Origin of the sequence: Methanolobus bombayensis (assembly GCF_017873415.1) — an archaeon.
In the GTDB taxonomy this organism is placed as follows: domain Archaea; phylum Halobacteriota; class Methanosarcinia; order Methanosarcinales; family Methanosarcinaceae; genus Methanolobus; species Methanolobus bombayensis.
The window spans coordinates 22,231-41,117 of the sequence record NZ_JAGGKD010000018.1; the positions used below are offsets into that span (position 1 = coordinate 22,231).

The 18,887-nt window shown below is 39.2% G+C and carries 19 protein-coding genes and 1 pseudogene; 8 read left to right on the top strand and 12 right to left on the bottom strand.

Annotation, left to right across the window (positions count from 1 at the left end; all coding sequences use genetic code 11):
* Positions 1-4: 4 nt before the first annotated feature.
* From J2746_RS13140 to J2746_RS13150, 3 genes are all read right to left on the bottom strand, one after another.
* The gene (locus tag J2746_RS13140; protein WP_209621935.1) at positions 5-784 is read right to left on the bottom strand and encodes an NAD+ synthase; all 780 of its coding nucleotides are present in this window, start codon (positions 782-784) and stop codon (positions 5-7) included.
* Positions 785-831: 47 nt separating this feature from the next.
* Positions 832-1,482, bottom strand: a complete 651-nt coding sequence (locus J2746_RS13145) for an ATPase domain-containing protein (protein ID WP_209621939.1) — start codon at positions 1,480-1,482, stop codon at positions 832-834.
* A 149-nt stretch (positions 1,483-1,631) separates the two neighbouring features.
* The gene (locus J2746_RS13150; protein ID WP_209621942.1) at positions 1,632-2,342 is read right to left on the bottom strand and encodes an RAD55 family ATPase; all 711 of its coding nucleotides are present in this window, start codon (positions 2,340-2,342) and stop codon (positions 1,632-1,634) included.
* Between the two features lie 111 nt (positions 2,343-2,453).
* Between J2746_RS13150 and J2746_RS13155 the strand changes: the two genes are divergently transcribed.
* Together J2746_RS13155 and J2746_RS13160 are read left to right on the top strand one after the other, a co-directional pair.
* Positions 2,454-2,933 carry an NOB1 family endonuclease gene (locus J2746_RS13155; RefSeq protein ID WP_209621944.1) on the top strand — a complete coding sequence of 160 codons (480 nt, stop codon included), beginning with the start codon at positions 2,454-2,456 and terminating at the stop codon, positions 2,931-2,933.
* Positions 2,934-2,987: 54 nt separating this feature from the next.
* The gene (locus J2746_RS13160; protein WP_209621947.1) at positions 2,988-3,599 is read left to right on the top strand and encodes an orotate phosphoribosyltransferase-like protein; all 612 of its coding nucleotides are present in this window, start codon (positions 2,988-2,990) and stop codon (positions 3,597-3,599) included.
* 32 nt (positions 3,600-3,631) lie between these two features.
* On the opposite strand, the gene J2746_RS13165 is transcribed toward J2746_RS13160, so the two are convergent.
* Positions 3,632-5,755, bottom strand: a complete 2,124-nt coding sequence (locus J2746_RS13165) for a DHH family phosphoesterase (protein ID WP_209621949.1) — start codon at positions 5,753-5,755, stop codon at positions 3,632-3,634.
* Positions 5,756-6,154: 399 nt separating this feature from the next.
* On the opposite strand from J2746_RS13165, the gene J2746_RS13170 reads away from it, so the two are divergent.
* On the top strand, positions 6,155-6,919 hold the full coding sequence (locus J2746_RS13170; protein WP_209621952.1) for a slipin family protein: 765 nt from the start codon (positions 6,155-6,157) through the stop codon (positions 6,917-6,919).
* Positions 6,920-6,930: 11 nt separating this feature from the next.
* Positions 6,931-8,286 (top strand): NfeD family protein, encoded by a 1,356-nt coding sequence (locus tag J2746_RS13175; RefSeq protein ID WP_209621956.1) that lies wholly within the window; start codon positions 6,931-6,933, stop codon positions 8,284-8,286.
* Between the two features lie 47 nt (positions 8,287-8,333).
* Here the strand turns inward: J2746_RS13175 and J2746_RS13180 are convergent, their stop codons facing one another.
* From J2746_RS13180 to J2746_RS13200, 5 genes are all read right to left on the bottom strand, one after another.
* A complete protein-coding gene (locus J2746_RS13180) occupies positions 8,334-9,653 on the bottom strand; it encodes an AIR synthase-related protein (RefSeq protein ID WP_209621959.1) in 1,320 nt (439 codons plus the stop codon).
* Positions 9,654-9,665: 12 nt separating this feature from the next.
* Positions 9,666-10,274 (bottom strand): imidazole glycerol phosphate synthase subunit HisH, encoded by a 609-nt coding sequence (gene hisH, locus J2746_RS13185; RefSeq protein WP_209621962.1) that lies wholly within the window; start codon positions 10,272-10,274, stop codon positions 9,666-9,668.
* 51 nt (positions 10,275-10,325) lie between these two features.
* A complete protein-coding gene (locus J2746_RS13190; RefSeq protein WP_209621965.1) occupies positions 10,326-10,610 on the bottom strand; it encodes a hypothetical protein in 285 nt (94 codons plus the stop codon).
* A gap of 454 nt (positions 10,611-11,064) precedes the next feature.
* A complete protein-coding gene (locus tag J2746_RS13195) occupies positions 11,065-11,331 on the bottom strand; it encodes a type II toxin-antitoxin system RelE family toxin (protein WP_209621969.1) in 267 nt (88 codons plus the stop codon).
* Between the two features lie 12 nt (positions 11,332-11,343).
* Positions 11,344-11,535, bottom strand: a complete 192-nt coding sequence (locus J2746_RS13200) for a hypothetical protein (RefSeq protein ID WP_209621972.1) — start codon at positions 11,533-11,535, stop codon at positions 11,344-11,346.
* Positions 11,536-11,735: 200 nt separating this feature from the next.
* Here J2746_RS13200 and J2746_RS13205 point away from each other — a divergent pair, with 200 nt between their 5' ends.
* Both J2746_RS13205 and J2746_RS13210 read left to right on the top strand, forming a co-directional pair.
* Positions 11,736-12,227: a carboxypeptidase regulatory-like domain-containing protein gene (locus J2746_RS13205; RefSeq protein WP_245250172.1), complete on the top strand. Its 492-nt coding sequence runs from the start codon at positions 11,736-11,738 to the stop codon at positions 12,225-12,227.
* Positions 12,228-12,257: 30 nt separating this feature from the next.
* Positions 12,258-12,689 carry a carboxypeptidase-like regulatory domain-containing protein gene (locus J2746_RS13210; RefSeq protein WP_209621975.1) on the top strand — a complete coding sequence of 144 codons (432 nt, stop codon included), beginning with the start codon at positions 12,258-12,260 and terminating at the stop codon, positions 12,687-12,689.
* Positions 12,690-12,759: 70 nt separating this feature from the next.
* On the opposite strand, the gene J2746_RS13215 is transcribed toward J2746_RS13210, so the two are convergent.
* Positions 12,760-13,416 (bottom strand): hypothetical protein, encoded by a 657-nt coding sequence (locus tag J2746_RS13215; protein ID WP_209621978.1) that lies wholly within the window; start codon positions 13,414-13,416, stop codon positions 12,760-12,762.
* A 205-nt stretch (positions 13,417-13,621) separates the two neighbouring features.
* On the bottom strand, positions 13,622-14,917 hold the full coding sequence (locus tag J2746_RS13220) for a UDP-glucose dehydrogenase family protein (RefSeq protein ID WP_209621981.1): 1,296 nt from the start codon (positions 14,915-14,917) through the stop codon (positions 13,622-13,624).
* 134 nt (positions 14,918-15,051) lie between these two features.
* Here J2746_RS13220 and J2746_RS13225 point away from each other — a divergent pair, with 134 nt between their 5' ends.
* A complete protein-coding gene (locus tag J2746_RS13225) occupies positions 15,052-17,169 on the top strand; it encodes a DEAD/DEAH box helicase family protein (RefSeq protein WP_209621984.1) in 2,118 nt (705 codons plus the stop codon).
* The gene (locus J2746_RS13230; RefSeq protein ID WP_209621987.1) at positions 17,156-17,320 is read left to right on the top strand and encodes a hypothetical protein; all 165 of its coding nucleotides are present in this window, start codon (positions 17,156-17,158) and stop codon (positions 17,318-17,320) included. The genes J2746_RS13225 and J2746_RS13230 overlap by 14 nt, the downstream gene beginning before the upstream one ends.
* 1,460 nt (positions 17,321-18,780) lie before the next feature.
* Here the strand turns inward: J2746_RS13230 and J2746_RS13235 are convergent.
* A pseudogene (locus J2746_RS13235) lies at positions 18,781-18,887 on the bottom strand (IS5 family transposase); the annotation flags it as partial.

The following is an 18,887-nucleotide window of genomic DNA, read 5'->3' on the forward strand; positions in this document are numbered from 1 at the left end:
ATATTTATCTTATTGATTTGAGATCTGCTATCGGAGGAGCTTTCTGTTTGTGCAGGTTGACGTTTATTCTTTTCAGGACGGAATCCCTCTGAGATGGAGTCATACCAAGTGTGTTCTGTGCAACCTGTGGGGTTTCACCTTCAAGTAAAAGTGCAAGGAACCTGTCAACCAGTTCATAGGTAATACCAAGCTCATCTTCGTCTGTCTGGTCGGCCCAGAGCCTTGCAGAAGGGGCTTTGCTAATGATCTCTTCAGGAATGTCCATAAGAACGGACATTTCCCTGACCTCTGTTTTGTAAAGGTCACCTATTGGTTCAAGATCAACTCCACCATCACCGTATTTAGTGAAGTATCCCAGCAGTATCTCTGTTTTGTTTCCGGTTCCCATGACCATTCTGGACATGTAGTTAGCATAATAATAAAGGACTGACATTCGTATCCTGGCTTTCAGGTTGCCATTGGCGTGTGAGTCAGATTCTGAACTTTCAGGTATTGAATCCATGTATCCTGAGATTATACCTGATATGTCAACGGTTTTAAACTCGATTCCAAGTCTTGATGCAACCTCAGTGGCATCAAGTACGTCTTCGGCAGGTGTAAGGTTAAGTTCCGGCATATGTATGCCAAGGACATTTTCCTTTCCCAGGGCTTCAACCGTCAGATAGGCTGTAAGTGCGGAATCAATTCCTCCGCTAAGACCTACAACAGCACCTTTAACTCCGGATTCAATTGTTTTATCCCTGATGAACTCAATTATGACGTCTTTTGCTTTTGAAATATCCATTTTTACCAGCCCTGCCAGTCTTTAATTGAGAATGTTCTCAATCATATTTATCTATTGGTCTTAGGAGTTAGTAGCCTGATACCTTCTTTGCTTATATTGTAATTCACAATATCCAGAGAAATTTCCGTGTCTCTCATCTTTGGTATGTATAGGTATCTTTCCATTTTACCCGTATAGGGATTTTCTTTTATCATCAAATGGATTGTTCCGTAAGTTGAGTATTCGGCTATCCTGTGAGTAAGTTCATGTGCAGTTTTATCCATTACTATTAGGCCTGTCCACTTTGATTGCGAGAATATGTATACAAGAGTGTCAATTTGATCCCTGAAATCTTTTAGATCCTGGCCAATTGAAAATGTACCAATATTGTCAAAGACAATTATTTCTGTATCTTCCGGAATCAGGAATTTTATTTTACGCGGATCCGTGGAATTTGTTGTAATATTTGCGTATTTATCATCAATACCTTCTATTCTTCTTTCAAGCACTCTCACCATTGTAAGCTGCTTGTTTTCCACAAAAGGTTCAATATCCCGACCAATTGTTTTTCCATGAAATATTATCTTCTCAGGGTTTTCTTCAGTTGCCAGCATCGCACATTTTTTCCCGTCCATGCAGGCTTTATAAAGAAAATGTATGGCAAACAATGTTTTACCTGTGCCAGGCTCTCCGGTTAATAAGACTGTTTCTCCTTCCACAAATCCTCCCTATATTCTTTTGTCGACATCAGGGATTCCGGTAGATATTCTTTTCATAAATTACACCACATTTTTGCTGAAGCAGGCAAGATTGCTATGAATCACTTACAGTTTCAGTATTCAATGTGTGTTTTTTATCTGTTTGCAGTCTATCTGTTTGTCTTTGGAGAGAATAGTTTTATTCCGTCTTCTGTAATATCATAATTTATCAGTTCCAGAGTAATTTTTGTACCTCTCATTTTTGGTATGAACATGAATCTTTCCATTTTACCTGTGTATGGGTTTTCCTTGAACATCAGTCTGATGGTTCCATAGGTGGAATATTCCGCAATATTATGTGTAAATTCATGTGCTGCTGCATCCATTATGATAAGTGATGTTCTTTTTTGTGCAGAAAGCAAGAATGAAAGTACTTCAAGTTCTTCTTTGAATGTCTTAAGATCCACTCCGATAGAGAAAGTTCCCATATTGTCAAGGACAATAACATCTACTTCATCATTAATTATGTGTGTAAGATTGTTCAATGTGTCAATATTCATACATGTAAAACTGTCTGCACCTTCTTCCATGTTCATGACTCGCATTTCAAAAAAACGTATCATGGTGAGCTGGTTACTTTCAGTGTAAGGCTCCAGATCAAAGCCAAGAGCTTTTCCATGCTCTACTATCTTTTCCGGAGTTTCCTCTGTTGCTATCATTATACATTTTTTACCTTCGAGGCATGCACTATACAGGAACTGTATGCCAAATATGGTTTTTCCTGTACCTGGTTTCCCTGTTATGAGTATACATTCTCCCTCGGGGAAACCTCCTTGTAATCTCTTGTCAAGATCACTGATACCACTGGATATTCTTGCCATGGAATGTTCCTCTTGTATTTATATGTATTTTCAAGTATATATTTAGTTGTATAACAAATACAGGTCTGTATAACAAAGAATTATCTATCTTCAGAAAGTATCTGAAATCATATGGAATACTACATCGCAGATTCTGCAGTTTTTATCATGGGAAGTGGAATAGAACCTTATCGTATCATAACTATTCCCTCGGTTGTTAATGAACTTAAAAGCAATGAGGCAGCCATGCGTTTTGATCTTGCCCGGGAGAATGGTGCCAGGGTGGAAATGCCGGATGTTATTTTCCGTGAAAAAGTTATGAAGGTTGCCAATAAGACAAAAGACTGTGAAGAATTATCTTCAACTGATATTGATATCCTGGCAAAGGCTCTTGAATATAAAGAAAATTCTGTGCTTTTGACCGACGATTATGCAGTCCAGAATGTTGCAAAGGTCCTGGGGCTGCAAGTAAAGCCAGTCGCCCAGAAAAAGATAAAGGATGTTCTGGTATGGGAAAAACAGTGTACAGGCTGCCGAAGGAAATTTGATAGTGGTGATGTCTGTCCTGTTTGTGGTTCTCCTTTGAAGAAAAGGCGCAAAAGAAAAATATAACATCTCTGTTTGATATATTACATATAAGTTAAAACATTAAAATACGGGATTCATATGAAGAATATTGATAAATTGATCCAAAAAGCCCTTGAATTGCAGGCTAAAGGTTTTGTTACAAGGCAAATAGCTGATGAGCTCAACGTTTCCCGGGAAACTGTCACATGGCTTCTGACCCGTGCAAAGAAGGAAGAGGTCTCATCTGCACCAAAAGATATCTCTGTCAACTGGAGCAGTATAGGAAAAAGTGCATTCAGAATGCGCCATGTAGGAATTGCTATGTGTGATATGGTTCTTGACACAGTAGAGGCAACAGAAAGTGATATTGACCTGGTGGTAGGAATTGGTCTGAGTGGTGTTCCCCTTGCAAGCTTCATAGCAGAAGAACTCAACACTGAACTTTCAGTGTATCATGCTTACAATGAACAGGGTGATGAATCAAGGCCAAGTGGGGCTTTCAGCAGAAATTTTGCAGGTATAAAGGGAAAGAAATGCATCATTGTGGATGATGTAATTACAACTGGTAACACAATGAATGATGTTGTAACCCATCTGCGCAGTTCCGGTGCAAAACCTGTGGGAATTGCTGTGCTTGTAGATAAGACAGGTTCTGAAACTCTCTCAGAGGTACCTGTGCATTCACTTGTGCGCATCACACGTGTAGACTGATTCTAATTTTAAAAATTGTTTTTTAGTAGGAGTTATTCAACTCCTACAGATCCTATTTTCTCAACAAGTTTGGAAAGCACTTCCGTACGCATTCCTTCAACAAATTTGATACTTCCCACGACAAGGTGTCCTCCGCCGTTAACTCCTCCGCCTTTTACTTCTTCATAAAGCTCCCTTACCATCTTGGGTATATTCATGAGGACGCCCTTTGAACGTATGACTGCAAAGTCCGGTCCATATCCTATTGTTATGACAGGTTTGCCTTCATATTTCTTGCAGAGTTTGTCATGAACCTCTCCTGATGTCTTTCCGGGTGGCGGGAATGTGAACTTGTGAGCATAGTTCTCAACATCAAGCACGTTCAGAATTGCACCGTTAGGAAGGTCCTGTGCTTTTACATGGGACATACAGACATCTATCTGCTCATCGATCATCTCGTTAGCCTGTTCGCAGAGCAGGTTCACGAGGTTCTTATGCACTTTATGGTCACCAAAGTCCAGAATATCATCGATGATACCTTTTCCGTTGTTGAATTTAAGCCAGTATGCCTGAAAATCAAGAGCCAGTGCCATATCTTTGAGGTCCTGGAGGGAGTATCTGTCAGAGACCATGTCAATGTACATCTTTGCTTCTTCTGCTTCTGAACGGTCACCCACTGCAGCCACGGCAGGCAGATGATCTATCTCTTTCTCCACATTTACATTGATCATACGCGCGACCTCGGTACACAACATACCTGCTGTCATACCGAAGTCTCCGCCAACATGTGCAGGGTTCACGTGGGCTATAAGATAATCGTCAACTTCCTCATCAGGATGGTGGTGGTCAACCACGATCATCTGGATACCATAGACCTTTGCCTGTTTCATCGCAGGGACATCTTCCAGGGTTGAACCGTTATCAACACTCACCACAAGAGGCATCTTCTGACCGTGTCTGGCTGCGTCCTCCAGGGCAAAACTGATATCTCGGACAACATCGGTTACTTCGTAGAATGGTGCCTTTGAAGGTGCACGTCTGTAGAAATGATATTCACCATCCTGCCCATTTACTTCATTTATAAGTGGAATAATTGCCTTCTCAATTGCCAGTGCCGCAGTCATTCCATCAGCATCGGCATGGTGGCGCAGTAGTATGGGCGTGGATTTGATTATTGCTTTTCTTATTTCCTTTGCAACTTTTTTCATTGCGGGTCTGAGCTTTTCAAGTACCTCGCTCTCGACCATATATTCAATCTCATATGGTTCTGCCCTGCTGTCAATTGCAGCTTCAATGCGCTGGAGAATCTCAGCTTCCTGTGGTCCGGTCATTCTTTTAAGACTTTGTATTTCAAGCTGGAAGCTGTCACCACGGGAACTTATCTCTCCGGTGGCTGCAACTATCATATCTGCTTCTATTTCAGGATAAGCTCTTTCACCTGCACTCTCAAAGGCCGCTCCCGATATCTGCCCCGTTTCATCGGCTATGGTAAATATTGTAGGTCCTGCTGTTTGTTTGACCTGAATGACCTCACCCTGTACTTTTACTTTCTTACCTACCATCTGAGGAATCTCACTGGCAAGTTTGACAGGTAGTTTCTTTTCAAGTTCAACAGTCTGGTATTCCTTTAGCTTGCGTGGAACAAGGTCCATTTTTCCTCTTGGTTTGATCTCCTTCAAGCTAACAATAACAGCTTCTCCAACTTCCATAGGTCCCTTCATATTACTAGAGTGTACAAGGCCTCTGAGATTTGAATTGAGATCAACGAAAACGCCGAAATCAGCAATATTCCTTACCTTTGCATGATACATCTTTCCAACTTCAAGCTCATCAAGGGTGCATGAATTATCCAGCTTGTAAACTACCTGTTTTTTAGCACATGACTGGCATACTTCGTCTCCTTCATAAAGACTATCCATTGAAGTTCCGCAAACTTTACATTTGAAAAATACGCCTTTGCCGGAGCATGCGGTACATTTTTCCTTCTCTTCTATTTCTCCTGTTCCCCCACAATTGTTGCATGAGGATCCATTTTTCAAGAAATTTGCCATATCCTTCTCTGAAAGTTTCATCAGGTCTATGGACTTTGATTTTCCAGTCCCTTTGCATTCGGGACATTTGGCAGTTCCTGTTACACTGTAGCCTTTCCCGTTGCATTCTTCACATTTCTCGCTCATTGTATCTAGTCTTAGATAGTATATATTGGATTTATGTCTTTGCTTGTTCTCTGGAGTAATAAAAAAGAGAAATATTTATAATGGCTATTTATATATTCTGCGCAGCATGTCGTTTTTTGAATGTTAGTTTGAAATTATTAACATCAAAATCAATCACATTAATAAACAATAAATGAGTTCTATTATTTGTTGGGTCTGAAGTGTTATTTCAATAATAACAATGCTTTCATGCTTTCGTGTACATCCCCTCAAACAAGAATTCAGACCCAGCCTTCTATACTTTTTTTCCTTGTTTTCAAACACAGATTTTGCGCTATATTTCCACCGGTATATTTTTAATAAGTAGCTTCTTATATCTCTTATAAGTTCCTCGTTTCTTCTTCAGGAGAGTGGTAAAATATGGCTTTGATAGATTTTATTCTTCCGTTAGCAGTAGTGGCAGTTATTATATTGTCCAAGGCTATCAAGATCGTTAATGAATATGAGCGCGTGGTTATCTTCCGCCTGGGTAGGTTAAGTGGTGTTAAAGGCCCTGGTTTGTTCCTGATTATCCCGATAATCGATACGGTTGTAAAGATTGACCTGCGTGTGGTTGCCATTGATGTCCCGAAACAGGCAGTGATCACAAAGGACAATGTTACAGTGGCAGTTGATGCTGTTGTATATTATCAGGTCATTGATCCTACAAAGGCAGTCAACGAGGTTGAGAATTTCAAGTACGCAACCGCAATGCTTTCACAGACAACGCTCAGGGATGTTATAGGTCAGCTTGAACTGGATGATGTACTTTCTGACAGGGAAAATGTCAACAGGAACATCCAAGAGCAGCTTGATATTTCCACTGATCCGTGGGGTATCAAGGTTACTGGTGTCACTCTGCGGGATGTAAGTATTGATGATACAATGCTCCGTGCAATTGCAAAGCAGGCAGAGGCAGAACGTGAAAAGCGCTCACGTATCATTCTTGCAGACGGTGAGTTTATTGCTGCTACAAAAATGAAAGATGCTGCACGCATGTACGCAGAAGTTCCTGTTGCCATCAAGCTCAGGGAATTACAGACCTACGCTGAAATTGCACGGGAGAAGAACATGATCGTTGTATCCAACTCAGGTGATGTTGCAGATATAGCAGCAATGTCAAGGGCCTTTACAAACAAGGAATAAGCGGAGGGAATATGAAACACAAGTTCAGGTCATACCTGGGCATTTTTCTATTTTTTATTTTGTTTATGACCCTGTTCACCGGTCAGGTATGTGCCGCAGAAAATCAGAAAGTTCTGGTGGTGGATATCTCAGATTCCATAACTCCGGTGACAGATGATATTGTATCTGATGCCATCGCTTTTGCAGAAAATGACGACTATGAGGCTCTTGTCATCACTCTCAATACTCCCGGTGGGAATCTTGATGAAACGCTTTCAATTATGGAGCAGATAGCTTCAACTGATGTCCCGGTAATTGGGTACGTCTACCCCGAAGGAACAAAAGCATGGTCAGCAGGTACTTTAATTCTCATCAGTACCGATGTTGCTGCAATGGCACCTTTTACCATTATAGGTTCGGCACAACCTGTTACTGTAACTGCAAGCGGTAGTGAGCCGGTAGAAGAAGACAAGATCATCAATGCCATTGTCAAGAGAGCGACGGAGAATGCAAAAATGCATGGTCGTAACGAGACGGCGGCTGAGGAATTTATAACAAAGAACCTGAACCTTGATGCCGATACTGCTCTTGAGTATGGGGTTATTGAGTATGTTGCGTCGGATATTGCTGATCTTATGTCACAGCTTGATGGTGCTGAAGTAAAGGACAAGGTTCTTGATACTGCTGGTGCGGATATCACATACTATGAACCATCTCTGAGGCTGGCTTTCATGGGTATAATATCTAACCCGATAGTTTCCTCGATGCTTCTGCTACTTGGAGTTTATGCCATCATACTCGGAATCTCAAATCCCGGTTTTGGTGCTGAACTCTTTGGCGTTATCGCTATTGCTCTGGGACTTATTGGAACAGGTTTTGATGTTGATATCGGTGCACTGTTTCTGGTTATTGCCGGTGTGATACTGCTGGTGCTTGAATTCCAGGCTCCTGGTTTTGGAATCTTCGGGATAGCGGGTCTTGTATGCATAATTGCAGGCAGCATATTGCTGGTTCCGACCGATTTCCCAAATAATTATACTCCAGCGGAATTCCAGCGTACACTGATAATATCCGTGGCGGCACCGACAATAATAATCGGACTTTTCTTTGTGTTCATCATTTACAAAGTATTTGAGGTAAGAAGAAAAAAACCGTTGTTCGGTGAGCTTATTGGTGATATGGCTGTTGCACTTGAACCAATTGAAAACGGCCAGAATGGATATGTTCTCCACAGGGGACAACACTGGAAAGCACGCTCATCTGATATTATTGAAAAAGATGACAAGGTAACGATTCTTGAAAAAGATGGTGTTGTACTTGTGGTTGAGAAATTAAAAGATGAATCTGAGTCTGAAAATCAGACAGATGATGAGCAAGATCAAAAATAGAATTTGGAATTTTGAGTTTTAAATTTTAGGTAGAAAGGAAATCCTTTCTACTTTCTTTTTACCATTTCAACAACGCGGCGTTTCTTCTCAATTGCATTGAGAGCTGCTGTATCAATGGCTTTTTTCATTTCCTCGAAGTCACGTGGATTCTCATCACCTATCATCTTTTTGATAGGTGTGTATGCTGATTCCCTGAAGCGTGGTGTGAAATCCCTTGCTTCTCCGTCAATTATGACTTCTGCACCGGTTCCTTCAACGACTTTTCCAATAATTGAAATATCCACGTCTGCGCTTCTGATGGTCTTCATGATGTCTTCAGCGTACTCTTCAGGTGCAATGATTAGCAAAGCATCCAGGGAAACTCCAAGGTAGTCTATTTCCAGTGACTCAAGCATTTCAAGAACCTTAGGGTTGACAAGTTTTCTCATTTCCTTTTCTTCAAAAATTAGCTTGACACCTGCTGTTCTGGAAATCTCTTTTGCATCCCCGCGGATTCCACCATTTGTGACATCTGTCATTGCATGGATATGTTTCACAAGGCCTGAATCCAGTAGTTTATCGCATGCCTCCAGGAACTTTATGTTGATTGTCTCGTCAACGATGTCATGCATCTCATAGTAGAGTGCAGTTGTGGATATTGTTCCGCCACCTGCTCCTTCTGTCATGAGGATGACGTCGCCTACCTGTGTCTGCTCACGTGATGTAAGGTCTGTTGAAACACCAACAGCACCGACTCCTCCTGTCATACGTTCACCGATGACCATGTCGCCACCTATTCTTAATGTGCTGCCTGTAATGAGTGGGATATTTGATAGATCGGCCACTGCTGTGATACCTGCAATGTGGTCAAAGACCTTGCCAACATCTCCGTCATCTGCTACGTGTATGTCGGAAAGCATTGCCACAGGTCTTGCGCCCATGACATAGACATCACGTAGTGCTGCCCTTGCAACGTGGAATCCTGCAAGGAATGAATAATCGCTAAGTCTGGAATGCATGCCGTCTACGGTGAGGATAACATATTCTCCTCCATCGGATCTCACTACTCCGGAATCATCAAGGTGTGTGGTGTCAACCACTGCTTTTGTTTTTCCGATAACTTCGGCTATCTTTTCATGGGTGTAAAAATCTCCGAGACCCCTGGAACCAACTCCGAATTCTCCCATTGTAACACCGGATACGGTGGGTTCGAGTACATCACCTTTCAGTACAAGGGTTGCTTTTGCTTCGGTGATGGTTGCCTGTGCAAGTTTGCGTGCATGTTCGGGATTTGTTTTCTTGACTTCCATTATTCTGGCAGTCAGCTTATCTTCAAGATTCGGGTCGTTGTTATTGAGCCCTCGTTTTGCGTAGCCTTCAATGTCCATATTCTCATCCCTTCAGCACATAGTTACAAAGTTCTTCAGTATTTTAAGGCCTGTATCACCGCTTTTCTCAGGGTGGAACTGGGTTCCGATAACATTGCCTGCATCATTGACAATGGCGGCTGCAAATTCTGTTCCGTATTCGCATGAAATAAGCGTGTTTTTATTTGATGTGTCAACGTAGTATGAGTGTACAAAATAAACAAATGAGCCTTCTGGTATTCCATCAAAAATAGGATGTTGCTGTGCGATTTTGATTGAGTTCCATCCCATGTGAGGAACTTTGAGCTCGGAGTGTGGGAACCTTAATACCTGCCCTTTTACAAGGTCAAGACCTTCTGTGACCCCTCCTTCCTCTGATGTGGTCAGCATCATCTGCTGGCCAAGGCAGATTCCGAGCATTGGCTTTCCTGATGTTACATACTCATTGATGGTACTTCTGAGAACTTCCACATTCTTCATTGCATCCCTGAAAGCACCGACACCCGGAAGGATTACTCCATCTGCACTTTTTATCTCTTCAGGGTCACTTGAAATGATCACGTTGGCTCCCGCGTGTTCCAGCCCCTTGCGAACACTTCTGAGGTTGCCAAGTCCGTAATCGATGATAACGATCTTCTTCATGTGAGAATTAAAGAATGGTTTTGGTACATGAATGTAACGATGTGGGATTGTTCATGGATTGATTAATGTTTGATTAATTTCAATAGCGAATCCAAAGCTATCATAATCTAATAATGGAAGAATTGCATAGAAAAAACTAAAGAATATAATATAGATTACAAACATTTTCACGATTTTGCTGATTATCGCTTGTACAATATTGTGATCAAGTTGTTTTTGGAATGCTTCTACAAATACCATTGATAATCCGGTGTTTATTGCAGAAGCTAACAAACACATTGCAACAAAGAGAATTACATCTAAGCATTCTAAATTGATACTTCCATCGGAAAACATATAATTTTTTAATATCAAGTAGGATACAATAATGTAGGGAAATAGAAATGTCAGAATTGCATAATTGTCATATGTACTTTTCTTAGACGTTCTTTTTTCTAATAATAAAATACCAATTGTGAATGCAGCTATTGCAAAAAATGTAACAGTGAGTATGCTGTATACTGAAGTTGTAGTGTTTAGTGGTAGGTTGCTTGAAGCAGTAAAACTAACCCTATAACGACTATTAAAATTTCCAACAATCTTATTTTATCGTTTATTATCTCGTTGCCTTCTTTTGTATCATGAATGACATTTTTGTCTGATGATTCAGTTGTGTTAAAATTGACTAACGAGAACTTTATGCTCATTAATGAATCTAGATGGCAATTACATTATAACCTTTTCTATTTATGAAGGACAGCACCAAATTAGATTGTAATTCTTATTATGTCTGATATTTTTTGGAAGCAAATTAAAGCCATTTGTACCCATAACCTCTTGGAATTATTTCAAGTACGTAAACAACATTCTCCTCAATTGCAAAAATAGCTCTGTAATCTCCAATACGCAGACGGTAAAGATCCTGTCTTCCTTTTGTGCCTTTCAGTTTTTTCACATCGTGGCTTAAAGGTTCGTTCTGTAATTTCTTAAGTCCTTCAATAAGCCTGCTTTTCGTTTCAGCATTTTGTGAATTAAGGAATTTACTGGCGTGCTGGTGCACGTTCACTTTGTATAGCATTTGTATCCACTATTAAAGATCGTCAAGGGATACAAACTGTTCTTTTTCTTCAAGACGCTGGTACATACGGTCCATGAATTCATCTCTGTCTACAGCATCCATTAAGCGTGAAAGTATATCGCTATACGTTTCTCCTTTTCTTCCATATGTTTTCAGTCTGTCTCTTATCGTTTTAGTGGTTGGTATTGTTGTTGTGGTTGCCATTTTTCTTCCTCGTTATATGTACTTATATCTAATTATAGTTACTTATAATTACTTATAAATTCTAATTGTATATTATAATGACTGATGATTTTATATCAATTTGTCTTTGCTACTTTTAATTATTCTAAGCACTACATAAAAATCAGAAACAAAACAATAAATTTATATCTAATGTTCTTTTGTTAGCATTCGGTGATTTTTTGCCAAAGATTGAAAAACTGTTTGATGATGATAGGGCCATTGAGCTTCCTATCAATATAGTCGTCATGTTGGTGGTTGGTATGGTTGCCCTTGCGGCGCTTGTAGCTATTATTCCTCCTCCAACTAAGAATATGTCAGTGAATATTGTAGAATCAGGTGAACAAAGTACAGGTACTACTGCGGGAAACACTGTTATTGTTGATTCCACAATTGCAAATTCTCCTTTCACAGTAGATGTGGTTATTTCAGTCGCAGATCCTGATGGTTATCCAGTTCGGGCAGCCAATGTTGTACTCCGAGGACTTGGTGGTGTGGCAACAGGTACAACCGATGATTATGGAAATTGTACTCTTACCACAGCTTCCCCGGCTGGAGCCCAGATAACTCTTGGTTCTAATCAGAACGAAGGAAGCATGGACCTTACCATCTCCGCAGATGGTTTCTATGATTTCGAGAAAGCAGATGCTGTAATGGTAGTCAGGACTTCATGATCCTGGCATCTTTTTATTTTTTTGATTCTTATGTTTGATAATGAATCTGCATCTGTGGGCCTTCCAATAAGAATTGTTGTTCTCACAATCATCGGTATGATAGGTATCTATACTATTCTCTCGGCTGTAACAAGCACCCCATTCGTTCCCGATACGATGTTTGCATCTTCCAATTGCAGTAGCTTTAACCTCACAAACGGCACAGGAGATTCTCCCTATCTCACAATCAATGTCTTTGACAATGACGGAAGGCCGGTAGGCGATGCTAATGTCATTGTGTGGGGTCCATCAAGAGAAAAAGTTGCAGGTGGAATTACAGATGCTGACGGTGAGTTTGAGTATAGGTTACTGAATGTATCACTCCCACGGGGAAAGACCGAAGGTTACCTTTCTGTCAAGGTTATGCAGGATGGCTATCTTGATTATAGTAACGATTATTTCCTGAAAGTAAAAAAAGTGTGAGAAAATCTATCTGGTTTTCTCATTCTTTATTCTGTTTTAGAATTCTATTCTTGATACGTTTGTTGTATCTTCATGCTGTTTTGCTGTTGACCATATAGAACTTCATGAGCACCGCAACAGCAAACACAAGAGCGATGCTGAATGAGAAATAAGCCGATCTTATGATATTCCACTGCCCATTCATTATGAGGAATCCGGTGAGTGCAAGGATTGCGGCTCCCGCAACTCCTGAGAGTTCAACAGGTACCTTCACAGAACCTATATTGATGCGGTTGTGGTTCTCAGCCTTTTCCAGACGCATGTTCAGTTGTGAGATCTCATTCCTGATATCTACGGAGAGATTCTGGATTTCCTCGCTTCCGTTTGCATCTTTTGTCATGACCTGCTCAGAGAGTTTATTGTTCTCATCCTGCAGTTTCATGATCTGCGAATTAAGGCCCGCGATCTCAGAGTTGATTCCCTGCAATATGATGTCATATTCATGATTCTGGGAGTTATTCATGATGAGATTATTCATCTCGGCACGTATTGAGATAATTTCAGTCATTGTGCTCTCAAGTGCTTCCTCAAAATTAGTCTCGTACTCCGGGATGGAATCTTCCACGGGCACGTCTAAAGATAATCTGCGCTCCACTGCTCGCAGTCGTTTTTCCACACTTCTTATGGTCTGGTCAAGAGAGTGTAACCTGCCGTTGATATCGTCTTTTACCTGCTTATCGTTTTTCATGGTCTGCACCAACAGACCTGTCATTTTTACTTAGAGTATTAAAAATCTTCTATTTAGCTCGGATAATTGAAGAGTTATATATTCAGAATTAATCTCATCAACGTATTATTTTCTCTTGTTGGGTATAACTAAGGATAACTTTTAGGAAAATAAAGGTTCAGAGAAATGCCGCTGTTTATCTTTTGAAAAAAGAGATAATATCTGCTTACCAGCAGATGCCTTCGTAATCGATCTCGACGCTGAGTTTTATCGGATTGATAAGCTTCCTTCCATCGATCACCACACGGTTTGCCATGAGATCAAACTCTTTGTCAAGGTTCCTGAACTCGTTCCATTCAGTCATTACGAGGCAGCCGTCGGCTTCTGTCAAGGCTTCGGATGCGCTCTTGCAGTATGTTACATCGTGGAAGAGTTTCTTCATGCCCTCTTCAGCCATCGGGTCATATGCAGCGATATCAGCTCCAAGTTCCAGCAGTTTATCGATAACTGGAATGGATCTTGATTCCCTGATATCATCGGTGTCGTTCTTGAAGGCAAGACCAAGTACGGTTATTCTCTTGTTCCTAAGGTCGCCAATCTTTTCCTGAAGCAGTTCGATCATTTTCAGGGGCTGCCTGTTATTCACATCAACAACGGACTGGAGGAGGTCAGGTGCGTATCCTATCTGGTTCGCTTTTCCTATGAGTGCCTTCACGTCCTTTGGGAAGCATGAGCCACCAAATCCTGCACCGCAATTGAGGAACTGACGCTCTATTCTGAAGTCTGTTCCCACGGCATCCATGACCTCGTATGTGTCGATACCAAGCTGCTTGCAGATGTTTCCAACCTCGTTGGCAAAGGATATCTTGGTTGCCAAAAATGAGTTGTTGACGTATTTGATCATCTCTGCTGTCCTTGGATTGGTGCGTGTGATCTCGCAGTCCAGCTTGCGATAGAGTTCTGATACAACAAAAGAGGACCTCTCATCTATCGCACCAACCACGATCTTATCAGGGTGCATGAAATCGTAGACAGCCTTGCCTTCCCGGAGGAACTCCGGGTTCATGACAATTCCAAAGTCCTTTCCTGCCCTTTTGCCGGAGTATTCTTCTACTATCGGAAGTACGACCTTCTCGGTTGTTTCAGGCACGACTGTGCTCTTTACAACCACTACATGATAGTGATCTTTCTTTGCAATAGCCTTCCCAAGGCTGGCACTTGCAGCCTTGACTATTGAGAGGTCAATACTCCCATCCTCTCCTGATGGTGTCCCCACGCAGATAAATGAAGCATCGGAGTTCTCCACAGCATAATCATAATCCGAGGTCGCAATGAGTGTCTTCTGGCTGTACTTTGCCAGCAGTTCATCCAGTCCCTCTTCCCAGATAGGCGCAATGCCCGCATTGATCTGTTTTACTTTCTCTTCATCAATGTCAATGCAGATGACTTCATGTCCGAGTTCTGCAAAACAAGCCGCTGAGACAGACCCGACATAGCCTGAACCAATAATGGATACTTTCATGATAAGATTCTCCTGAGCTGTAAATTGTTTGGGAGTGTATATTAGGATTTGGTATGTGATGAAGCATTGTAATTGGTGATATGCGCTACATAAGCACAACAGTTTTATGCCTGAAGTATATTAATATATTTACAATGAGTCTCGATGATTTTAATTTCAAAGGGCAATATGACTCTGAATCTGATTCATTATTGAAGGAATTTTACATACCCGCATTATCCGAGTCAGTTCTATATAAAAGAATAGCTGGGTATTTTTCTTCGAATTCACTTGCAATAGCTGCCAGAGGAATTTCTGATTTTGTAAGTAATGGTGGGAGTATACAATTAATTGCAAATGTTGTTTTGTCTGAGGATGATCAAGATACTATTAAAAGAGCGATTCTACAGAAAGAACAAGAAATCCTTTTTGAGCTCGAAACCATGGACGATGCATTAAAGAAAGGCCATTTAAGGCTGCTTGCATGGCTTTTAAAAAACGAGAGGTTGGAAATCAAGATTGCAAAAATGAATAACGGTTTAGAACACCAAAAAATAGGTATTTTTGAAGACGCCAATGAAAATATAGTTCTATTTAATGGCTCTGATAATGAAACTATAAATGGTTGGCTGCATAACCACGAATCATTTCATGTATTTTGCAGTTGGATTGATGATTTTACGAGACATTTAGAACCAGACATAATTAGTTTCCAAAAATTGTGGGACAATGAAAGGGATAGAGTAACTGTCTATGATGTTTCGGATGCATTTAAGGAAGGTCTAATTAAAAGTGCTCCTTCAAACGATGCTGAATTTGAGACTCTTTCAAATGAGATGTATCATAAATTGCGTGAAGAATATTCTAAAGAATCGGATGAAAATATCGCTTCATCAAGCTCCAAGAAATTATATCCTTTTCAATCAAATGCTATTGAAGAATTCAAATCTAACAATTACAGACATTTTTATGAAATGGCTACAGGTACAGGTAAAACGTTCACTTCAGTTCATGCTCTTAAGGAATTAGTCGAAAATGTGCTCAATTCTTTTACCGTAATTTTAGTTCCACTTATTGACTTACAAGAACAATGGATAGTTGAATTGGAAAATGCTGGTTTTTCGGACATTCAAATAATAGGAGGTCCAAGATCTCCTTCTGATTGGGAATATATCTTCAATCAAAATCTATTAGACTATATAGAAGGGGAAGTTTCTAACATAATTTATGTTGCTGTTTATGATAGTTTTTTTTCGAAACTTGCTGCAAAAATGAAGAACATAGATAATTTGTTCATTATAGTTGATGAAGCCCATAATTTGAGTACAAATCAACTTCAAAAGATGCCTTCTAATGCAACTTATAGGTTAGGATTAAGTGCGACACCTGAAAAACATGATGAAATAGAGTCAATGTCAATATTGAACTATTTCTTATCAGAAGATCAAACACCTTTCAAATACACTATTGAAGATGCCATTAATGCTGGGTTCTTATCACGTTATTATTATTATCCAATTTTTACTTTTCTTGAAGATGATGAATTTTCCAGATACACTGACTATAGCAAAAGAATAGCTGTCCTTCAAAATTTGGAACCAATTGATAAAGAAGCATTGAAGATAGCCTTAAGGGAACGCAGTTTAATAATAAAAAAAGCAGAACATAAAACAATCAAATTGAAAGAAATGATTTCTTCTAACGATTACGACTTTTCGAACTCTGTTGTTTATTGTGGTCAAGGAAAATATGGAGACACAGATCAAAGTTTGATAGATGTTGTTACTAAAGCCTTTGGAAATGAAGATTATATTGTTTCAACTTACACTAGTAATACTGAAAATCGCCATATCGTTTTAGAAAAATTCAAGCAGGGTTTTTATGATGTTCTAGTTGCGATTAAATGCTTTGATGAAGGAATAGATGTTCCCCAACTTGATAAAATCTATATTATGTCAAGTGATCGATTATTACGGCAAACTGTACAAAGAAGAGGTCGTGTTCTTCGTGTTTGTAAAGAAACAGGTAAACAATTTGCTCATATCTATGATATGATTGTTTTGCCATCGCAAAATTATGGAGATTTGAATTCTGCTCACACTTTGATTCAAAATGAAATGTACAGGGTTAACGAATATAATAGGCTTGCAGAAAATTGTTCAGAAAATTCAGTTAATGTTTCAAAGTTTATTAAAGACAATTATTCTCTTGATTTATCTCTAGATACTATTTCTGAAAACGAGATGGAGGATCTCATCCATGAGTATTGTTGATGATGTTTTAGAAGAATTAAGTTTTAAACCAAACGAAATTGAACTATATAGACGAATCCGATTTGAAGTGTTTTTAAAGAATAGCGATGGAGATAAAAACTCTATTGTTTCAAGAATATCCAAAATGATAGATGAGGAGTATTCAGAATGATATTTGAATCGATTGAATTTTATCAATATCGTTGTTTTATGGAAGGTTCTCTGAAGTTTTATGAAAAAAATGGAGATAACCGTTCAATAAACTTAATTGTTGCTGAAAATGGTGGCGGTAAAACAGAACTATTGTTCGCTTTTTCGTGGGTTTTATATGATTTTGATTTTTCAACTCTTCAAAACAAAGAAGATACTCCTTATTCTTTAAATTCTGAGATCTATCGTAACTTAGAAAAAAACATTGAAGAATGTTGTGACGACTGTTGGGTTAAAGTTGTTTTTAGTCATGAAGGGAAAACTTACACTTTAAAGAAAAAAGAATATTTTGAAAAAGTAAACGGTTATTCTTCTCTTAAGAGAAGGGTAGAATCCGAGCTATTTATTAAGAAGGAAAATGGGGAAACTGATCCACCTATAATGGATCAAAAATATATTGAAAAAATACTGAATGATGCAATTCCTCTCAAAGTATTAAATGGTATCATTTTTGATGGGGAAAGAATGCAAAAGCTTAGTTCTTCAGATGAGCGGTCAGTTGAAGGTGTAAAAGGTGTTATTTTTGATGTCACCAACCAGGAGAAACTAGAATATTTCCTAGAAATTATCAAGGAAGTTGAGAAAAAAATCAATACAAAATTGAAATCTGTTACCAGAAAAACAGGTGGTCGTAAACTTGAAATTCTCTCTAATCAGATAGAATCTTTAGAAAATGAGATTGAGCATAAAGAACATCGCTTTGAAGAAGCAAACAATGAATTGGAAGCATGTGAGGTCGAATTAGATCGTATTAGTTTTGAATTGAAAAAACATTCTGAAACTAAAGAGTTTGAAAATAAGCGCGTCGAATCTCAAAAAAATTTAAAAAAGATAGAAAAACAGTTACAAAAAGAGGTTGAAGCATTTGGAAGTGAATTTAATACTTACGGCTTTGTTTTAGCTTCCAGTAATATTTTGGATGATTGTCAGGAAATGATTGATACTTTTGATGTTCCACGTGGTCTTAATACTCAAGCAGTTGAATCAATATTAAAAGGTGATAAGTGTATTTGTGGTGTAGAATTATCACCTGAAAGAATTGAGACACTTAATAAATTGCTTGGTTTTCTTCCTCCAGGTAATTTAAACTCTGCATTGTTAGAACAGATAAATGGTTTAAAAAGTATCAGTAAAAAAGCCAAGAGCAATTTAAAAAAACATCGTTTAGAAATAAAGAATCTCGATTCCGACCTTATTTCTTGTAAAGAAGATATAGCTTATTACAGATCTCAAATATCTCAATCTGAACTTACAGATTCTCAAAAATTGGAAGAAAAAAGGGATAATTTTCTTTCCAAAAAAGCTGAACTAGATCTAATTACAAGAAACCTTCCTGAAGAGATCGAAGCAGACAAAATAACAGTGAACTATGCCCGTGAACAAAAAGCTTCACTTGTTGAGATGGATGAAATAGGTGAAAAGTTAGCTGAAAAGTGGCTTTGTAGAAATCCTTATTTTGACAAAAAGTATAACCTTGACATACCTGTCAAGGTTATGCACTAACATCTTGAATTTGACTTCTTTTAATT

Excerpts from the sequence above, each read along its gene's own strand:
- J2746_RS13225 (WP_209621984.1), top strand. The coding sequence starts at position 15,052 with ATGAGTCTCGATGATTTTAATTTCAAAGGGCAATATGACTCTGAATCT.
- J2746_RS13210 (WP_209621975.1), top strand. The coding sequence starts at position 12,258 with ATGTTTGATAATGAATCTGCATCTGTGGGCCTTCCAATAAGAATTGTT.
- J2746_RS13200 (WP_209621972.1), bottom strand. The coding sequence starts at position 11,535 with ATGGCAACCACAACAACAATACCAACCACTAAAACGATAAGAGACAGA.
- J2746_RS13190 (WP_209621965.1), bottom strand. The coding sequence starts at position 10,610 with ATGTTTTCCGATGGAAGTATCAATTTAGAATGCTTAGATGTAATTCTC.
- J2746_RS13170 (WP_209621952.1), top strand. The coding sequence starts at position 6,155 with ATGGCTTTGATAGATTTTATTCTTCCGTTAGCAGTAGTGGCAGTTATT.
- J2746_RS13195 (WP_209621969.1), bottom strand. The coding sequence starts at position 11,331 with ATGCTATACAAAGTGAACGTGCACCAGCACGCCAGTAAATTCCTTAAT.
- J2746_RS13155 (WP_209621944.1), top strand. The coding sequence starts at position 2,454 with ATGGAATACTACATCGCAGATTCTGCAGTTTTTATCATGGGAAGTGGA.
- J2746_RS13215 (WP_209621978.1), bottom strand. The coding sequence starts at position 13,416 with ATGAAAAACGATAAGCAGGTAAAAGACGATATCAACGGCAGGTTACAC.
- J2746_RS13160 (WP_209621947.1), top strand. The coding sequence starts at position 2,988 with ATGAAGAATATTGATAAATTGATCCAAAAAGCCCTTGAATTGCAGGCT.
- J2746_RS13230 (WP_209621987.1), top strand. The coding sequence starts at position 17,156 with ATGAGTATTGTTGATGATGTTTTAGAAGAATTAAGTTTTAAACCAAAC.
- J2746_RS13180 (WP_209621959.1), bottom strand. The coding sequence starts at position 9,653 with ATGGACATTGAAGGCTACGCAAAACGAGGGCTCAATAACAACGACCCG.
- J2746_RS13150 (WP_209621942.1), bottom strand. The coding sequence starts at position 2,342 with ATGGCAAGAATATCCAGTGGTATCAGTGATCTTGACAAGAGATTACAA.
- hisH (WP_209621962.1), bottom strand. The coding sequence starts at position 10,274 with ATGAAGAAGATCGTTATCATCGATTACGGACTTGGCAACCTCAGAAGT.
- J2746_RS13165 (WP_209621949.1), bottom strand. The coding sequence starts at position 5,755 with ATGAGCGAGAAATGTGAAGAATGCAACGGGAAAGGCTACAGTGTAACA.
- J2746_RS13220 (WP_209621981.1), bottom strand. The coding sequence starts at position 14,917 with ATGAAAGTATCCATTATTGGTTCAGGCTATGTCGGGTCTGTCTCAGCG.
- J2746_RS13140 (WP_209621935.1), bottom strand. The coding sequence starts at position 784 with ATGGATATTTCAAAAGCAAAAGACGTCATAATTGAGTTCATCAGGGAT.
- J2746_RS13175 (WP_209621956.1), top strand. The coding sequence starts at position 6,931 with ATGAAACACAAGTTCAGGTCATACCTGGGCATTTTTCTATTTTTTATT.